The sequence below is a fragment of the Paenibacillus humicola genome (genome assembly GCF_028826105.1).
Taxonomy (GTDB): Bacteria; Bacillota; Bacilli; order Paenibacillales; family Paenibacillaceae; genus Paenibacillus_Z; species Paenibacillus_Z humicola.
Window position 1 is genome coordinate 5,724,150 of record NZ_JAQGPL010000001.1, and the last position, 16,749, is coordinate 5,740,898.

Consider the following 16,749-nt stretch of genomic DNA (forward strand, 5'->3'; position numbering starts at 1 on the left):
ATTACCTCTTTCCCCCGTAAGATTTCTTTCAAGGTATAAAGAACCTCTCCGTCGATTGGACGACGAAATAGAGGATGATGCCGAGAATCGCCGCGAGCGAGATGCACGCCCAGGAGAGCGGCATGTTGGCCAGCTTGATCTGGTCGGAGAGCAAATAGCCGAGCCCGCGGGAAGCGTAAAAGAACTCGCCGACGATCGCGCCGATAATGCTCGTGGTCATGTTGATTTTCAGCGCGGCGAAGACGTTCGGCAGGCCGTGGGGAAGGCGGATTTTGAAGAACACCTTCCATTTGGAAGCCGCATACGACTGCATCAGCTCGAAATAAGCGGGATCGATGGAGGTCATGCCCTTGAACGCGTTGACGCACATCGTCGCCATCGTCAGCACCGATACGACGCCGATCCGCGAGGCGACGCCATCGCCGAACCAGTTGTTCATCACGGGCGCCAGCGCGACGATCGGCACGGCGTTCAGCATCGCGATCATCGCGATCCCTCCGCGCCCCCCGTTCGGATACAAGGAGGCGGGGATCGCAATGACGAACCCGAGCAGCGAGCCGACCAGAAACCCGCCGAAAATTTCAACTCCGGTATAGCCCATATAGTTCAGCAGCAGATCGTACTGATCGCGGAACGCTCCCCAGATGTCGGAAGGGATAGGCAGCTGGTACAGCTCGAGCTTCAGCAGCCGATGGAACAGCTTCAGCTGCCAAAGAAGCAGGATCAGAATACCGGCCAGCCAGGGGTAGAAGCTCATCTGCCTGACGGCGATCCATGTCCGGAACGAGGCGGGAGCTGCGGAGGTTTTCCGGCTGATGACGGCTTGTCCGTCCGTCGTCTTCATGCTTGCCGCCCCCCTCGCTCGCGAAATTCGGGCTGCCACGGCGTCACGAGCCGCTCGATGACCGAGATGAGCAGAAATGCCGCAAGCCCGATGACGGCGCTGAAAAAGACGGTCGCCCAAAACATGTCGGATTGCGCGGTCCCGTAATAAAGGCTGCTGACCATCAGGACGCCGATCCCGTTCGGCGCGCCCATCAGCTCCACGACGATCGACGCGGTGATCGACAGCGGGGCGGAAAGCTTGAGGCCGAGAAAAAACTGCGGCAGCGACGAGGGGAGCGCCAGCTTCCAATAATACTTCCAGGTCGGACAGGCGTACGAGCTCAGCAGCTCCTTGTGCTCCTGCCTGACGCTGCTCAGTCCCGCGAGGCTGTTGATCGTGACCGGAAAGAACGTCACGTAAGCCGCCATCGTAATCCGCGACAAATCCGCATTGTGCAGGATGCCGAAGATAATCGGCGCGAGTCCGATGATCGGCACCATTTGCGAGGAGACGATATACGGCGTAATCGTGCGTTCGATCGTTTTGGAGAGGCTCATGATGACGGCCAGGGCGAGCCCGACCAGGCTGCCCGCGAAAAAGCCGGTGACGGCATTCAGGAACGTGACGCCGCCTTGCTGGAGAAGCTGGGGCAGGTTGTGAATGATGAAAGGAATCACATGGGAGATATAAGGCCATTTCGTGCCCGGCTGGCTCACCGGCAGCACGTTCCGAATGCCCCAGGCCGCCGCTTCCCACAGCGCGTAAACGGCGATCAGCCAATACAGAAAATGAATGTTCCTGCGGTTAACGAAGAAGATCCTCATCGTAAACCCCCCCGTCGAAGCATTTTCGCACCTGGGTCATGTAGTCGAAAAACTTGGGATGCTCCCTCACGGATAAATCCCTCGGCTCCGGAAGGTCGACGTCCATAATATGGTTGATCCGGCCGGGATGAGCGGAAAGCACCACGATGCGATGCGACAGAAAAACGGCTTCCGGAATGCTGTGCGTCACGAAAACGACGGTTTTCCCGGTCTTATCCTGAATCCGGATCACCTCCAGGTGGAGACGTTCCTTCGTAAATTCGTCCAGGGCGGAGAACGGCTCGTCCATCAGCAGAATCGGCGGGTTAAAGGTGAGCGCCCGCGCGATCGCGACCCGCTGCTGCATCCCGCCGCTCAGCTGCCACGGATGATGCTCCGCGAATTTTTCCAGGCCGACGATGGCCAGCTGCTCCATGGCGATTTGTTTGCGCTCGCGCTTCTTCAGGCCGAGAAACTCGAGCGGAAGCGAGACGTTGTCGACCACGTTCCGCCATTCCAGCAGAGTCGGCGATTGGAAGATGATACCGAATTTTCGCTGCAGGCGCGCCTGGACGGGGGCTTCGTTCTCGACGAGAATTTTTCCCGAGGTCGGCGACAGCAGGTCCGCCATGAGGCGCAGAAGCGTCGATTTCCCGCAGCCGGACGGACCGAGCAGCGACACGATTTCGCCCTTCCCGATTTCAAGCTGGATCCCGCTGAGCGCCGTGACGGCTTTTTCCCTGGACCCGAAGGTCATGTTGACTTGATCGACGACGATTTCCGCTCCCATAGACCAATCACTCCTCTTCCCGCAGACGTCGGCCGTCCGCGATACGGATATTCGAAGCGTCCTAATAAAACGTGCCAATGGAGACGACCGCCGCGCCTTCGGAGGCCGGCCGGTGAACAAGCTCCGGGTTGCGGTTCTTCAGCACGAGCAGTTCATGACCGGCCTTCAGCAGCAGCCGAGCCACGGCTTCGCCCATTTTCCCGGGACACCGTAGAAGGACTTTCATTTTGCCGCACGTCCTTTACGGCAATCTGCAAGATAATCCAGGATGAGGCGCTCCATATAGTCCGCCTGCGGCAGCGCCCCGATTTGCTCCCGCTTCCACGCTTCGGTTCCGCCGGCCCGGGCGTGGTCGTATGCAAGCACGCCGATTCCGAAGTAGGTGAGCGCGTAGTAGCGTTTCACGTCCCGCATGATGTCCTCATCCCGCAGAATCCGTTCCATGCCTTCCGCCGATACCGTCATAGGGCCCGTCTCCAGCATGACCCGCCGTCCGTCGTGCTCCCATCGACGCACCGTCTCCAGCGGATCGGCGCTCTCCTCCAGCATGCCGGCCACGGCCTCGCCCGCCCGGCGGCTGATCGCCGTCCACCGTTCCTTTTCTTCCCGGGTCAGCCAATCAAGCGACATATAGAGCATGAGGGAGTGATGCCGAACCATGCTGTACGCTTCCGGCAGCGGCGCGAACGGCTGATAAACGTCGTTGGCGATGCCGATCTTGATCCGCGAGCGGTCGAGAAAAGCGTGCTGCAGCACCGTTCTTTCCGCTTCGTCTTCAAATGCCGCTTCGATGGACAGGTACTGCGCATACAGCGAAAAGGACCAGTCCGCGATAATCGTCAAATCGCCCTGTCCGCCGATCAGCTCCGGATAGCAGCCCATCCATCGGCCGAGCGGAACCGCGGACGGTTCCGCGAAACGCAGATGCATTCGTATCTCGAACGGCGTATCGGCCTCCGCCGGCTCGATATAACGAGCAGCCATCGGGATCGTGCCGCTTACCCACTCGCGGGCCTGCGCTTCGTCGATTCTGCCGGCACTCGCCAATTCTCTTCTGAAGTTCTGTTCGTTCACGTCAATCACCCGGCCGGATACTAAATTTTCCGTGATGGACCAATGGTCTAACCATATTTTGTTGTTATATAATATAACGCATATTCTTCGTGGTCAATAATTTACGTTAAAATATATTACATATAATTGACGTTATTTATTTCCAATTCGCTGTTTTAAACAAATAAGCGCCGTTTCCGCCCAGAATTTATATGTATGTCATATATTCTTCCGTTATTCTGACGCATTTGCAAAAGGAGGAAACCGCCGCATACTCGCCGCCTTCTCGTAGGCAAACGCCATCCGGATCAGCTTCGCGTCCTCATACGGCTTTCCGAGCAGTTCGAGCCCGATCGGAACGCCGATCGGAGCCGTTTCGGTCGGGGCGGAGAACCCACCGGGAAACGTAATGGCGGGGAATCCCGTCAACGCGGCCAGGATGCCGTTTCGCTCGTACTGCGAATCTTCCCCGATATCGACGACCAGCCTTTTTTGGTGCGGGTAGAACAAGGCGTCCAGACGATGTCCGGCGAACAGGGCGTTCAGCTGATCGCGCAGCTCCCCGATCATTCGCAGCCGCTGCAAATACTCCGGATGCTCCAGCATATCGGGGGTGCCAATTGCCGATTCCAGAAATGCCCGGATCGGGGGCTCGAAGCTCCCCGCCGCCAGCAGCTCCTCCAGCGTCTGCACAGGAGCGCGGTAAGCGGCGAAATACCGTTCCATTTCATGCCGCACCTCGAACCGCTGCACATCGAGCTCCCGCAGCAGCTCTTCCGCATCCAGCATCGGCTCATCCAGCTCGATGACGACCGCCCCCAGCTCCTCCATCTGCCGCAGCGCTCGTCCCGCGATCAGGTTCACTTCCTCATGCTCACGGGACCGGCCGAAAAAGCTGCGCAGCACGCCGATTCTGCAGCCCGCGAGCCCTTGTGCGCTTAGTCCGGCGCGGCAGGGATAGCGCCCGCCTTCCATCACCTCGAACAAAATCGCCGCATCCTCCACGGTCCGGGCGATCGGACCTGCGTTATCCTGCGTAAACGTGACCGGCAAAATGCCCTCGAGGTCCATCAGCCCCTTCGTCGGCCGAATCCCGACCAAATTGTTCGCCGATGCCGGGGAACGCACGGAGTTGACGGCATCCGTCCCCGTCCCCGCCGCGGCGAAATTGGCGCTGACGGCGGCGCCGGTTCCTCCGCTCGAGCCGCCGGGCGTTTTCGTCAGGTCGTACGGATTTTTCGTCTGCCCGCCGAGCGCGCTCCGCGACAATCCGAACAGCGCGAGCTCGTGGAGGTTCGTTTTGCCCAGGATGATCGCCCCGGCCCGCCGGAGATTCCGAACGATGCGGCAGTCGGCGGCAGCCGTAAAGCCGGCCAGCGCTTCCGCCCCCGCGGTCGTCGGCATATCCGCCGTATTATAATTGTCCTTCACGACGATCGGGATGCCGTGAAGCGGTCCTCTCGGTCCCTGCCGTACCCGCTCTTCGTCCAGCTCGTCCGCCTGCTTCAGGGCATGCGGGTTCACCGAAAGCATCGCCTGCAGCTGCGGCCCTTTGCGGTCGCAGGCCTCGATGCGGTCCAAATAAAACGCCGTCAGCTCCCTCGCCGTAAGCAGGCCCTCATCCATCACCCGCCGAAGCTCGGGAATGGCCGCCTCCAAAATCGAAAACGAACGGTCGGGTCCGCCACTGGATCGCACCACGCTTTTCGCAGCTCCTTTCTCGTTCCGTCTTGTTCAATGCGCCCCTGCGCCCGCGGGCAGGGCCGACCGCCGCCGCGGCCGCGCATTCACGCGCCGCCTCTTCTGACAATGCACGCGATCGGCGCGAAGCCGGGCGGGCACTGATGCTCCGTACCGCCGCTGACGAATACGGCCGGACTGCCGACAACGCTTGTAATAACGGCGCCGGCGGCCGCCCTGGCATGCCGCTCGTAATGAATATCCGCGTCGGACAGCATCGTCGTTCTCCAGCCGCGAATGTCCGGGCTCGCTTCGGCCTTGGCGAACACCGCAGCCACCTGCCGCTGCAGCTCCGCGGGCGGCGCCTGTTTGAACGCCAGCCCCGCATCCTTCATCGCCGCGTAGACGCCGGACGCGTCGACGGCGTCCTTCAACGCGGCATGGCCGATGGCGTACGGCCCGCGGCCTTTGCCGGTATTCGCCATCAAAATGATTTCGCAGTTCGTCATTTCCCCGCCCGCAGAGGTCGAGGCGACGCCGCTGCAGAGCGACAGGTCCCTGTTGATCGCCTCGTCGCTCAGCCGCTCCTCCTGCACTTCGCCGAGCGCCAGCGCCACGCCAAGCGCCATCGCCCCCCTGGCGAAGCCTTTGGACAGGTTCGGGTCCCGGGTGACGAGCTCCTTCCCGCCGGCCGCCGCTTCGCGCAGATGCGCGGGCGTCAGGAGCGGGCCTTTGACCTGGACATAATGCACCTGTTCCGGCCCGCTTACGCCCGCGTCCTCCATCGCCTTCCCGACGGCCTTCGCCACCTCGCGCACCATCGGCATCCGGCCGATATGCTCGGCGGGAATATCCGGCGTGTTCTGCACGCTGACGGCCAGGCCCGGTTCGCCCGGAACCGGCTCGACCGAATCGTCGTCGACCCTGGTGAAAAACGTGGCGTGGGGAGAGAGCACGCCCTCCGTTCCGCCCGACCAGACGAACACGATTGCTTCGCTGCGCTCCTTCCCGATATACGCCGACAGCATCAGCTGAAAGCTCAGCGAAGCAAGCCTTCGGGTAAAATCATTCGCGCCGCCGTTGCCTTCCGTTTTGCCGATGCAGGCGATAAGGGCGCCCGGATCGACTTCCCCGCTGCGGATAAGCGCCTCCAGCCCGGATGTATCGCCCGGCGAATCCATCGCCACCTTGTGAACGCCGATTGTCATGGCCATTTTGCTTACGTCATCTCCTCTCGCCGTCATGTAGTCCTTGCTCTATCCGCTCAACCTTGTGTTATAATATATAACATAACCAGCGCTAAATCATTGGAACTGAACTACAAATCGAAGCTATTTTTTTGTTAATCACCTATAACCGGCAAATTCCGACTCCATTAATCCCGCTGATTGTTAATTAACATAACATAAAGGGGGCTGAATCAACCATGGAAGGCATCTCGGTCGGCGAACTGCTGGAGAAGCGGAGCCATCTGTTCGGCAAGCAGCCGATACTGGCGGGCAAAAGCGGCATTCACCGCCTGGTCACCAACGTCAATGTGATGGAAGTGCCGGATATTTACGAGCAGGTGCGCGTCGGGGATTTGCTCCTCACCACCGGGTTTTCGATCAAGGATAACGTCGCCGCCCAGGAGAAATTGATCCTCGGGCTGGCCGAACGGAACATTTCCGCGATCGCCATCAAGCGGAAACGCTATATTCACACGCTTCCCCCAAAAATGCTGGAGCACGCCGACAGCTGCCGGATCCCCATTATCGATCTCTCCATGGATACCAATTTCTCGCTCGTCATTTCCGAGGTGCATGACGAAATGTTAAGCCGCAAGCTCCGGATGATAAATGAGGTGCATCAAAGTCTCCATCATTTGACGCAGTTGCTCGTCATGGGGGAAAGCCTGAAAACGTTTGTGGACCATTTGTCGCATGACCTGGGCCGCGAGTTTTCGCTGCTGACGTACAAGGACGAACGCATCCGACCGGTCGAGGGGCTGGAATGGCCGGACGGAATCCTCCGGCCGGGCCGCCAAACGAGGGTACAAGCCTTTGAGGGGATGAAGATCATGTATTCCGGCGGCGCAAGAAGCTGCTGCTGGATACCGGTCGAACGCAATACGGAATTGCTCGGATATCTTGCTTATGAGGAGGGGGCCGGCGGGGAGCTGCCGCCTTCGGCCGTCATGATCCTGCAGCATGCCGTCAAGCTGCTGGCGCTGAAGCTGACGAACCAGTACGGCATCTCCCGTGTGGAGGAGCGGTTCAAGGAAATTTTTCTGCGCAAATGGATCCTGGGCGAAATTACGCAGAAGGAGACCATTCTGCTGCAAGCCTCCTCCGTCGGGCTTTCCCTGCGCGAGCACTACGTGCTCATTCTGACGTCGATCACCGGGGAACTTCCCCTGCAGGAGCGGCTGATGCACAATAAGAGCTTCGTTCAGCAGGAGCTGCTGATCGTTCCGATCGACCGGCAGCTGGCCGTCCTCGTTCCGGAAAGGCTGTATTCGGGCGGCGGCTTCTCCATCTCACAGCTTGAGCAGGCGCTGAAGCAAGCCGCCCGGCTGTCATCCGTCCGGCTGGGCGTCAGTGCGGCAAAGCCGATCGACCGCATCGGCGAGGCTTACCGGGAAGCGAAAGACGCGCTCGCGATCTTCTCCGCAATCGACCCCGGGCGCACCTTCTGCCACTACGAGCAGCTGGGCATCTATCACAGCCTGTACGGCATCGCCGGCAGCGAAGAGCTGATCGCATCGGGGCTGTTCATACTGAAGCCGCTGCTCGGCGGCGGAAGCAAACAGAACGAGGAGCTGCTCGAAACGCTGACCTGTTATATTTTGACGAGCGGCAATGTAAAGGAAACGGCCAAAACGCTTTACCGCCACTACAATTCGGTGCTGTACCGGCTGGAGCGCATCGAATCGATCCTGCAGCTCTCCGTAAGAGATCCGGAGCATTCGTTCCGGCTGCAGCTGGCGGTGCGGCTGTACGAGTTTATGAAAAAGCTCGACCCGCAGCGGCTTGCGGCCGCGGTCAGGAAGCTTGGCGCATAGCCGGGCGAGCCGTCCCTTCGGACGTCTTTATGATGCGGCGGCTATCGGGGCGTTCCGGAGGCCCGGCAACCGCCGCCGCGCTTATGCCGCCGTCTGCAGAAGTTCCGCTTGGGCGGCGGCTCCGACTTTAGGCGGCCGGGCTGCTCGCGCGGCGGACCGGCTGCGCGCCGTCCCGGTTGACTAGGAAAATGCCGGCGCAGATGAGCGCGCCGCCGGCCAGCGTCTGCCAGCCGACCGTTTCGCCCAGCAGGATCCAGCTCATAAACACGCCGAAAATCGGCGCGAGGAACAGGAAGGCGCTCGTTTTGCCGGGATCCCCGTTTTTCAGCAGGTAATACCACAGGCCGAACTGGACGATCGAGCCCATGAGCGCCAGCCACAGCAGGACCGCAACCGACTCGTCGTTTACCGCAAAATGCGGCTTTTCCGTCAGCAGGCTGAGGAGCAGCAGCATCAGGCCGCCCGCCAGCATCTGGTACGCCGCGAGCACGTTCATGTCGAACTGCGGGCTCCATCGTTTGGTCAGCAGCGTGGCGACCGCGAACGAGACGGCACCGGCGAAGCCGATATAGGTGCCGGGCTGCAGCCCAAGATGAAGCCCGAAGCTGAAGACGACGCCGGCAAATCCGAGCACGACGCCGAACCACTGGAGCGGCCTGTATCTCGAGCCGGCAAACACCGTCCCGAACAGCACGACGAGCAGCGGATTGACGCACGTGATGATCGCCGATTCACCCGAAGTGATCCAGTGCATGCTGTAATACGCGCACCCCATGACCCCGGCGGACTGGAACAGCCCGATGGCCGCCGCCTGCAGCCACTGCTTCGCTCCGCGCGGCTGCCGCCTCCCCGCCGTCATCAGCGCGAGCAGCCCCCCCGCCAGTACGAACCGGATTCCCATCAGCAGAAAAGGCGTCGCGAACGCAAGTCCGAGCTTCCCAACGGGAAAAGAGACGCCCATCAAAAACGTTGTCAAAAGAATCAGTCCCACATATGCCCATTTATTCATGGCTTTTGCCTCCAATCCAGGTCCGGCCGTCTGCCGGCCGGCTTAACGCTATTGTACGCCCCGTTTGGTTTCATGTAAAATGATTGATAACGAAATATAAAATCGTTAATTCTGATAGCAGAAACACGAAACCGGAATAGGAGGCATGACCATGGAAAGCTCGGATTTGCGCATTTTTCAGGCGGTCGCCCGGGAAGGCTCGATCACAAGGGCGGCGGCTCGGCTCGGTTACGTTCAGTCGAATGTGACCGCGCGCATCCAGCAGCTGGAGTCGGAGCTGCAGACCGTGCTCTTTTACCGGCACAACCGCGGCATGAAACCGACGCCGGGCGGGGTGACGCTGCTCGGATACGCCGACAAAATCGTCGGCCTGCTGGACGAAGCCGCCAAAGCGATGTGCGCCGACCTCGAGCCGCGCGGCCCGCTGCTGATCGGTTCGACGCAGACGACCGCCGCGGTTCGGCTGCCCGTCATTCTGGCCCGGTATCACAAGCAGCATCCGGACGTCCGCTTGTCGCTTACGACCGGACATTCCGATCAAATGACCGAGAAGGTGCTGCAGTTCGAGGTGGAAGGCGCATTCGTCGCAACCCGCGTGCAGCACCCCGAGCTTCAGTCGCTGAAGGTGTTCGAGGAGGAGGCGGTCCTTGTCTCGGCATCCGGCGTCGCGTCGCTCGAGGAAGCGGCATCGAAACCTATTCTCGTGTTTACGGAGGGCTGCTCGTACCGGAACGTGCTGGAATCGTGGCTTCAATTTTGCGGGCTGCCCGCCGGAGTCGTGATGGAATTCGGCACGCTGGAGACGATTATCGGCGGCGTCTCCGCCGGCCTCGGCATTTCGCTGCTGCCCCGCTCGGTCGTCCGCAAGGCGGAGGCCGAAGGGCACGTGCGCATTCACGCGATTCCGGAGACCTTCAGCCGGATGAACGTCACCTTCGTCACGCGCAAGGACGCGTTTATGTCCAGCGCGCTGCGGGCATTCCTGCAGGAGCTGGCCGAAGCCTCGGAGGCCGTTTCGTCCGGCGCCTAATCGCTGCCGGGTTAAAGCTGCCAGCCCTTTCGGAGGACGTTGGTACCGGCGGCCTTCGCGCCTAAATACGGGCTTCCGGTCGTAAGTCGTTCTTAGCCGGATAAGGATGCTCCCTTGTTTCGGCATTTTATTTTTTGTCCGTGTACAAAATATGCTCCGCCCGCAGCCTGCCGTCGTCAATACGGAAGATGCCGAACGAGTAATGCTTCTGCCTCCTTTTGTCAGTCGGGGATCCCGGGTTGAACATCAGGATGCCGTCCCGCTCCTTCATCACCGGGATATGCGAATGGCCGAATATGACGGCGTCCACCCGCTCGCCGGCAAACGCCGCAAACGCGTTCGTTTCCGTCGAAGCCCGGCCCCCGCCGATATGCCCGTGTACGATACCGATGCGGACGCCGCCGAACGTCAGGATTTTGCGGTGTCCGAATTTCGCGGTGATCCGGTCCCCGTCGTTGTTGCCGGCGACCCCGTCGGTCGGCGCATAGGCGCTGAGCGCTTCCCATACGGCAAGCTGCGTCCAGTCGCCCGCGTGCAAGATCGCGTCCGCGTCCCGCAGATCCCGCACCAGCCGGTCCGGAAGCTTCTTCGCCATCCGCGGCATATGCGTGTCGGATACGACGACGATTTTCATACTGGCCAGCCCCCCTGTCAATCGATTGTATCTCCATTATACCAGCTGTCAGCCCGTCAATCGTCGCCGATCTTATACCGGCATCCGAAAGCGGGACTGCTGACGCTGCAGTACAACAGCTTCCCGGTCGCCGAGGCTCCGGACCTGATCCTGACCGTATTTACGCCCGATCCTCTTACGGATACGAAAGACAAATTGGCGGCATTAATGAAGTAACAGCTTCGCAAGCCGCCCGGGAACTCTATTAATAAAAATATTTTGTTGTTCGTTCAAACCGGATGAAGCCGCCCGGCGTTACCTCTTTATGAAAGCTATTTCATCTTTCATAGGGAGGTTTTATTCGTTATGAAACGGTTCCGAAATCTTGTGCTCGCGCTGTCGCTTGGCGCCGCGATGCTGGTGCCGACGGCATTCGCCTCGGCGGACGCGGCGACGACCGGCCAGGGCGACGTGAAGACGGACGCGCAGACGGCCGCCGGGCTCGGGCTGCTGACCGGGGACGGCAGCGGCGTGAACGACGCGTATCTGGCCAAAGGCTCGACGCGCATTCAAGCGGCGATCATCTCGCTCCGGCTTCAAGGCAAGCTGAGCGACGCAACCGCTTACAAAGGGGGCGGCAATTTTGCCGACGCCAAGCTTGTAGGCAAAAGCAACCAAGCGATTATGGCTTTTCTGAAAAACCACCCCGAATACGGCTGGAACGGCATCGGCGGAAACCGCTTCGATCCGCTCTCGCCGATCAGCGCCCAGCAGCTTTACAAAGTGCTGCTTGAAGCTTCCGGCTACAAGTCCGGCAAGGACTTCGCTTATGCCGACACCGAGACGTTCGCCGCCGGCAAAGGACTGACGCAAATTGCCGGCGTACATGCGCTTACGAATTCGAATATCGCGACCGCGCTGGTCGAGGCGCTGTCCGCCACGACCGCCCACGGCGATACGCTGTTCGATATGCTGAAGAGCGGCAAAGTGATTCCGGCCTCGGCGGCGATGCCGCAGGGCGAGCGGATCGGCATGCGGACCGACGCCAAGCTCGGCACGTATTTCACGGATAAGAAAGGCCGCACGCTTTACTTCTACTCGAAGGACTCCCAGGATTTGAACTCCTGCCAAGGACAGTGCATCGCCAACTGGCCGGTGTTCGCATCGGAACATCTGCAAATCCCGGCCGGCCTGAACCCGGCTGACTTTACCGTACTTACCCGCACGGACGGCACGAAGCAGTGGATGTATAAAGGCTGGCCGCTGTATTATTTCGTGAAAGACGCCAAAGCGGGCGACGTGCTCGGCGAAGGAGTCGGCGGCGTCTGGTTTGTCGCCAAATCCGATTACTCCGTCATGCTCGGCTCGAATACGGACCTCGGCAACTACTTGACCGACGATCATGGACGCACCTTGTACTATTTTACGAAAGACATGCCGGGCATGAGCGCCTGCGACGGCACCTGCCTCGCTAACTGGCCGGTATACGGCAAATCGGGCGGCAGCGTCCCGTCTACGCTGAATAAAGCCGATTTCGGCACGATCACGCGCGCCGACGGCACCAAGCAGGCGACGTTCAAAGGCTATCCGCTGTATTATTTCGTCAAAGATATGGCTCACGGCGACGTGACCGGCCAAAATGTCGGCAGCGTCTGGTTCGTTATCGATCCGGCCAAATTCATGCCGGCCGGCAGCGGCGACATGATGGGGTCCGGATCGAACGCGGGCGGCGGAACGGGCACAGGAACGGGCACGGGAAGCGGAACGAGCGCCGGCGATCAGTCCAACGTCAAAACGTACCATATCGACATCAAGGATTATTCGTTCGGATCAGGCCCGCTGACGGTCGAAGCCGGCTCCAAAATCGTCTTCACCAACATGGACGACGTCAAGCACAATGCGGTTGCGGTCGACGGCAGCTTCAAGATTCCGCTGCTGGCAAAAGGCGAGTCCGCGACGATCACGCTCGACAAGCCCGGCACCTACGATTACTACTGCGAGCCGCATAAAAGCTTTATGACCGGCCAAATTATCGTGAAATGATAAGGCGTATCCGACCGGAATCCATCGCTGCCGCCACCGCCCTGCTCGCGCTGCTTATGCTCGCCGCGTGCGGCGGCGGAGGCGGCACCTCGTCCGGCCATGATATGGCGGGCATGAATATGCCGGGCGGGCAGGACGCGGACCATGCGCAGGCGGCGGATTCGCAGCAAACGGCGGCTGCCGATGCCGAAACCGCCGGCTCGGGCGGCGCGGACGCCGGCGGCGGAACGACAGCCGGTTCCGGCGGCGCGAATGCCGAAGACACGGCCGCGGATTCGGCTGGCGCAGCCGGCGGAAGCGCCGCGGCCGATACCGGCGGCAAAGCGGCGGACGCCGCGAAGCCGGCCGGCACGCCGGGCGGCGGCGGAAGCGGCACCCAAGGCGCCGCTCCGGCCTCTTCTTCCGGCGGAACCGGCGGCACGGCGGCCAAGCCGGCGGGGGCGGCCGATAATGGCGCCGCAGGAGCGGCCGGCGGAAGCGGCTCGGCCGGGTCTAAGCCGGCGGCGGGAGCGCCGGACAAAGTCGCTGGCACGGCCGGCAGCGGCAGCCCGGCGCCGGCGAAACCGGCCGCCGGCGGGAGCACTTCGCACGCCGGACATACGGACGGTACCGCCGCTTCATCGGGCCGGACGGCCGGCGATTCAGATTCATCCCCGGGCAAGACGGCCGGGGCGGGCGGCGGCTCGTCCACCGGGACGGCAGCGGGCGGCGGCTCGTCCGCCGGCACAAGCGCCGGCCAGGCCGCGGACAAACCGGCGGACCGGAAGAGCAAGACTTATACCGTCGAAATCGTCAATTTCAGCTTCTCGCCGAACAAGCTGGAGATCAAGCCGGGCGACACCGTCACCTTCATCAACCGGGACGAGATCAAGCATTCCGCCACCGCCGACGACAAGTCGTTCGACACCGACCTTCTGGCCAAGGACGAATCGAAAACGGTCGCTTTCGACAAAGAAGGGGAATTCAGCTACTACTGCACGCCCCATCCGGGCATGAAGGGAACCATTGTCGTGAAAGCCGGTTAGTTTTGGACTGTTCATGCCGGGCAGGGCGGCCGCACAAGCGGCTGCCCTGCTTTCGTCTCGAACGGTCTCGCCATCATGCTGCCGATCGGGTATGATGAAACGGGCTGCATTTTAACCGACCCTACCCTTGGAGGCCACGCGGTATGCACAATGTTACCGATTACGAATTGATGCTGCTCGTCAAACGGAAACGGCACGACGCGCTGTCCGCGCTGTACGACCGGTACGCCTCCCTTGTGTACTCGTTTGCCTGGAAGTCGCTGAAGAACGAGCAGGCGGCGCGCGACATCGTGCAAAGCGTATTCGTCCGGCTCTGGACGACCGAATCCGAATACGACCCGAATAAGGGCCGGTTTACGAGCTGGCTGATTACGATTACCCGCAACATTACGACTGACTGGCTGCGCAAGGAGCGGCGGCTGGCCGAAGGGATCGTGCCTTTCGAGCCCGAGGAGCTCGAGCGGCTCCCGGATACGGCCCATGCCTCGCCCGAAGCGCGCGTCGAGCGGGAGGCGCTGAAGGAGCAAATCCGGGATGCCTATCAATACTTGTCCAAGCAGCAGATTGAGCTGGTCGAGCATTTTTATTGGCAGGGATACAGCCTCAGCGAGCTGGCCGCACTTTATAAAGAACCGCTGGGTACGGTGAAAAACCGGCTTCACCAAACCTTAAAAATATTGCGCAGACATCTGGTCGCGGAAGGAGAAGGATGACGATGCAAAAGAAGGTCCAGCCCGAATGCAGCTTGTGCCTCGACGTCATATCCGGCATTTGTACGGATGAAGAACGGCTCGCTTTCGAACGTCATCTGCCGGGCTGCGAAGCCTGCCGGGCCGAGATGGAGGAACTGCGCGTCGTATGGGAGGCGCTGCACGCCAATATGGAACGGATCGAACCGCCGGCGGACCTTAAGCGCCAGGTGATGGACGCCGTCCTTGCCGAGGACGAGTCGCTTGCCGTTCAAGCCGAACAAAAAATCAGGCGCTCGGCGAGGCTGCGAAAGCGGCTGATGTCCGTCTCCGCCCTTCTGCTGGTCTTGCTCATTGCCGGCACCGTATGGAACGTCCGGCTTTACCGCGAACGGACGAAGGCTCCGATTCCGATTGAGCAGGCGCTTTCCGCATCGGCCGCGCAAATCAAAGAGCTCGTCCCGCTCAAGCCGCAGGCGGAGGCGGAGTCCCGGGCCTACGGGGTTGCCTGCATCGTCGACAACGGGCACAATAAACAGTTTATCGTTTACGTATTCGGCGCGGCGGCGACCAGCGGCTCGCAGGCTTACCAGGTTTGGCTGGTAAAAGACGGCCAGCGCGAGAGCGCCGGAACGTTCCGCGTCAAAGCGGACGACCGGGGCATCGGCGTGCTTGCGATGCCGATCGCCTCGGATCGGCTCGCCTTCGACCGGATCGGCATCACGCTCGAGCCGGACGACAAGGGCAGCTCGCCGCGCGGCGAGCGGATGTTCGCCTCGTCCTAGCCGTCCTCCATGCCGGCCGGAATCGGTTTTCACGGTCAAAAATCATCGGCGGACCGGGCAGAAGCTTAAGCCCGGCCGCCGCTTGTTTGATGTCCGGGTCCTCACGAAAGTTAACATATCTAACACGAAAAACGATCAGCCGCCGTTTATTGCCTTCCGGTGCTGCCTGGTTCACCGATTGTTTGTCCTTATTACATAATTGGTGGAAATCCCGTTGGTCGCCTTACAAATTTAATGGCTCACCCTCCTCATTTCCAAAAAATATGGTAGAATTGATGTTATAAAACTTAACATCTTTAGGAGCGTGATCGTCTTATGTCTCGTTCAACGCACGCCGACCATATTTTACAATCAACGCCCGATACGGTCGTCAGAGGTTACCTGTCTCCATTCGTAAAGCCTGCACTGCGTATTTATCCGGGGGAAACCGTGCAGATCGATACCGTCACCGGTGCCGGCGTGCCGCAGGAGGACCCCGAAGGCTTTTTCAACGAACAGGGCATCCCCTTCTCCGATTCCGTTCAAGCGATTGTCGACATCGTGAAGAACGTGGAGGGGAGGGGGCATATTCTGACCGGACCGGTCTATATCGAAGGCGCGGAACCCGGCGATATGCTGGAGATTCGCATTCTGGACCTCAAGCTGCGGGATCTTTATGCCGTCAACCGGGCCAGACCCGGAGCCGGGGCTTTGCCCGATCTGGCTCAAGAGACGTATACCAAGGTGATTTCGTACGACATGGAAAGAAATACGGCCCTCTTCAACGAAAACATCGACATCCCGCTGGCCCCTTTTATGGGAGTGATGGGATTGGCTGCAACTGAGAAAGTCCCTTCGGGTCCCCCGGGCCGTTTCGGCGGTAACCTGGATTTGAAGGAGCTCACGAAAGGGGCCACGCTTTTTCTGCCGGTTATGGTTGAAGGCGGTTTGTTTTACACGGGGGATGCGCACGGCGCGCAAGGAAACGGGGAAGCCAACATCAACGGGCTGGAGACCTCGTTGATCGGCGTTTTCGAGTTTATTTTGCACAAAGGAACCTCGCTGCAGTGGCCGACGGCGGAAACGCCGACCCATTTTATCGTGATGGGGCTGGACGAAGACCTGAATATTGCCGCGCGCATCGCCGTAGAGGAAGCGATCCGTTTTTTGTCGGGGAGAATGGGTCTGTCTCCGATGGATGCTTACGCCCTGTCCAGCCTTGCCGTCGATTTTGAAGTCACCCAATTGGTAAACGGCGTCAAAGGTGTCCACGGGATGATCGCAAAAAAACTGTTTAAAAACCTGGAAGATACGTATTGGGCCAAAACGACTTGATTCGATTCGATTCCGTTGCGATTGCTACCTTTTCCACTTATCAAAT

The 16,749-nt window shown here is 60.3% G+C and carries 17 protein-coding genes; 8 read left to right on the plus strand and 9 right to left on the minus strand.

Translation table 11 applies throughout. The annotated features are described in order from the left end of the window. Positions 1 to 28: 28 nt before the first annotated feature. From PD282_RS26330 to atzD, 7 genes are all read right to left on the minus strand, one after another. Positions 29 to 844: an ABC transporter permease gene (locus PD282_RS26330; RefSeq protein ID WP_274654685.1), complete on the minus strand. Its 816-nt coding sequence runs from the start codon at positions 842 to 844 to the stop codon at positions 29 to 31. Next, a complete protein-coding gene (locus PD282_RS26335) occupies positions 841 to 1,650 on the minus strand; it encodes an ABC transporter permease (RefSeq protein WP_274654687.1) in 810 nt (269 codons plus the stop codon). Before PD282_RS26335 ends, PD282_RS26330 begins: the two co-directional genes overlap by 4 nt. Continuing rightward, entirely contained in the window at positions 1,631 to 2,419 is a 789-nt protein-coding gene (locus PD282_RS26340; RefSeq protein ID WP_274654688.1) for an ABC transporter ATP-binding protein, read from the minus strand. Before PD282_RS26340 ends, PD282_RS26335 begins: the two co-directional genes overlap by 20 nt. Before the next feature lie 61 nt (positions 2,420 to 2,480). Further along, the gene (locus PD282_RS26345) at positions 2,481 to 2,645 is read right to left on the minus strand and encodes a hypothetical protein (RefSeq protein WP_274654690.1); all 165 of its coding nucleotides are present in this window, start codon (positions 2,643 to 2,645) and stop codon (positions 2,481 to 2,483) included. After that, positions 2,642 to 3,493: a hypothetical protein gene (locus PD282_RS26350; protein ID WP_274654692.1), complete on the minus strand. Its 852-nt coding sequence runs from the start codon at positions 3,491 to 3,493 to the stop codon at positions 2,642 to 2,644. Before PD282_RS26350 ends, PD282_RS26345 begins: the two co-directional genes overlap by 4 nt. 213 nt (positions 3,494 to 3,706) lie before the next feature. Next, a complete protein-coding gene (locus tag PD282_RS26355; RefSeq protein ID WP_274654694.1) occupies positions 3,707 to 5,173 on the minus strand; it encodes an amidase family protein in 1,467 nt (488 codons plus the stop codon). An 86-nt stretch (positions 5,174 to 5,259) separates the two neighbouring features. After that, entirely contained in the window at positions 5,260 to 6,366 is a 1,107-nt protein-coding gene (atzD, locus tag PD282_RS26360; RefSeq protein WP_274654695.1) for a cyanuric acid amidohydrolase, read from the minus strand. 212 nt (positions 6,367 to 6,578) lie between these two features. Here atzD and PD282_RS26365 point away from each other — a divergent pair, with 212 nt between their 5' ends. Beyond that, positions 6,579 to 8,195, plus strand: coding sequence for a PucR family transcriptional regulator (locus PD282_RS26365; protein WP_274654697.1), 1,617 nt, complete (start codon positions 6,579 to 6,581; stop codon positions 8,193 to 8,195). A 127-nt stretch (positions 8,196 to 8,322) separates the two neighbouring features. Here the strand turns inward: PD282_RS26365 and PD282_RS26370 are convergent, their stop codons facing one another. Then, a complete protein-coding gene (locus PD282_RS26370; RefSeq protein WP_274654699.1) occupies positions 8,323 to 9,204 on the minus strand; it encodes a DMT family transporter in 882 nt (293 codons plus the stop codon). A 151-nt stretch (positions 9,205 to 9,355) separates the two neighbouring features. Between PD282_RS26370 and PD282_RS26375 the strand changes: the two genes are divergently transcribed. Further along, positions 9,356 to 10,234, plus strand: coding sequence for a LysR family transcriptional regulator (locus PD282_RS26375; protein WP_274654701.1), 879 nt, complete (start codon positions 9,356 to 9,358; stop codon positions 10,232 to 10,234). A gap of 127 nt (positions 10,235 to 10,361) precedes the next feature. Here the strand turns inward: PD282_RS26375 and PD282_RS26380 are convergent, their stop codons facing one another. Next, positions 10,362 to 10,868, minus strand: coding sequence for a metallophosphoesterase family protein (locus PD282_RS26380; protein ID WP_274654702.1), 507 nt, complete (start codon positions 10,866 to 10,868; stop codon positions 10,362 to 10,364). On the opposite strand from PD282_RS26380, the gene PD282_RS27530 reads away from it, so the two are divergent. The 6 genes from PD282_RS27530 to PD282_RS26405 all read left to right on the plus strand — a co-directional run bounded on the left by PD282_RS27530 (position 10,839) and on the right by PD282_RS26405 (position 16,703). Then, positions 10,839 to 11,084, plus strand: a complete 246-nt coding sequence (locus PD282_RS27530) for an MmyB family transcriptional regulator (RefSeq protein ID WP_420832333.1) — start codon at positions 10,839 to 10,841, stop codon at positions 11,082 to 11,084. The two genes, PD282_RS26380 and PD282_RS27530, sit on opposite strands and share 30 nt — an antisense overlap. Positions 11,085 to 11,213: 129 nt before the next feature. Beyond that, a complete protein-coding gene (locus tag PD282_RS26385; protein ID WP_274654704.1) occupies positions 11,214 to 12,890 on the plus strand; it encodes a plastocyanin/azurin family copper-binding protein in 1,677 nt (558 codons plus the stop codon). After that, complete coding sequence (locus tag PD282_RS26390; RefSeq protein WP_274654706.1) at positions 12,887 to 13,915, plus strand: cupredoxin domain-containing protein; 1,029 nt, start codon at positions 12,887 to 12,889, stop codon at positions 13,913 to 13,915. The genes PD282_RS26385 and PD282_RS26390 overlap by 4 nt, the downstream gene beginning before the upstream one ends. A 143-nt stretch (positions 13,916 to 14,058) precedes the next feature. After that, complete coding sequence (locus PD282_RS26395; protein ID WP_274654708.1) at positions 14,059 to 14,628, plus strand: RNA polymerase sigma factor; 570 nt, start codon at positions 14,059 to 14,061, stop codon at positions 14,626 to 14,628. A 2-nt stretch (positions 14,629 to 14,630) separates the two neighbouring features. After that, positions 14,631 to 15,389: an anti-sigma factor gene (locus PD282_RS26400; RefSeq protein ID WP_274654710.1), complete on the plus strand. Its 759-nt coding sequence runs from the start codon at positions 14,631 to 14,633 to the stop codon at positions 15,387 to 15,389. 315 nt (positions 15,390 to 15,704) lie between these two features. Then, the gene (locus tag PD282_RS26405; RefSeq protein ID WP_274654711.1) at positions 15,705 to 16,703 is read left to right on the plus strand and encodes an acetamidase/formamidase family protein; all 999 of its coding nucleotides are present in this window, start codon (positions 15,705 to 15,707) and stop codon (positions 16,701 to 16,703) included. The last annotated feature ends 46 nt before the right edge of the window (positions 16,704 to 16,749 follow it).

What these genes read in the sequence shown, in the direction of transcription:
- PD282_RS26380 (WP_274654702.1), bottom strand. Translation starts at nt 10,868, where the DNA reads ATGAAAATCGTCGTCGTATCCGACACGCATATGCCGCGGATGGCGAAG.
- PD282_RS26330 (WP_274654685.1), bottom strand. Translation starts at nt 844, where the DNA reads ATGAAGACGACGGACGGACAAGCCGTCATCAGCCGGAAAACCTCCGCA.
- PD282_RS26340 (WP_274654688.1), bottom strand. Translation starts at nt 2,419, where the DNA reads ATGGGAGCGGAAATCGTCGTCGATCAAGTCAACATGACCTTCGGGTCC.
- atzD (WP_274654695.1), bottom strand. Translation starts at nt 6,366, where the DNA reads ATGGCCATGACAATCGGCGTTCACAAGGTGGCGATGGATTCGCCGGGC.
- PD282_RS26370 (WP_274654699.1), bottom strand. Translation starts at nt 9,204, where the DNA reads ATGAATAAATGGGCATATGTGGGACTGATTCTTTTGACAACGTTTTTG.
- PD282_RS26400 (WP_274654710.1), top strand. Translation starts at nt 14,631, where the DNA reads ATGCAAAAGAAGGTCCAGCCCGAATGCAGCTTGTGCCTCGACGTCATA.
- PD282_RS26365 (WP_274654697.1), top strand. Translation starts at nt 6,579, where the DNA reads ATGGAAGGCATCTCGGTCGGCGAACTGCTGGAGAAGCGGAGCCATCTG.
- PD282_RS26345 (WP_274654690.1), bottom strand. Translation starts at nt 2,645, where the DNA reads ATGAAAGTCCTTCTACGGTGTCCCGGGAAAATGGGCGAAGCCGTGGCT.
- PD282_RS26395 (WP_274654708.1), top strand. Translation starts at nt 14,059, where the DNA reads ATGCACAATGTTACCGATTACGAATTGATGCTGCTCGTCAAACGGAAA.
- PD282_RS26335 (WP_274654687.1), bottom strand. Translation starts at nt 1,650, where the DNA reads ATGAGGATCTTCTTCGTTAACCGCAGGAACATTCATTTTCTGTATTGG.
- PD282_RS27530 (WP_420832333.1), top strand. Translation starts at nt 10,839, where the DNA reads ATGCGTGTCGGATACGACGACGATTTTCATACTGGCCAGCCCCCCTGT.
- PD282_RS26390 (WP_274654706.1), top strand. Translation starts at nt 12,887, where the DNA reads ATGATAAGGCGTATCCGACCGGAATCCATCGCTGCCGCCACCGCCCTG.
- PD282_RS26385 (WP_274654704.1), top strand. Translation starts at nt 11,214, where the DNA reads ATGAAACGGTTCCGAAATCTTGTGCTCGCGCTGTCGCTTGGCGCCGCG.
- PD282_RS26375 (WP_274654701.1), top strand. Translation starts at nt 9,356, where the DNA reads ATGGAAAGCTCGGATTTGCGCATTTTTCAGGCGGTCGCCCGGGAAGGC.
- PD282_RS26405 (WP_274654711.1), top strand. Translation starts at nt 15,705, where the DNA reads ATGTCTCGTTCAACGCACGCCGACCATATTTTACAATCAACGCCCGAT.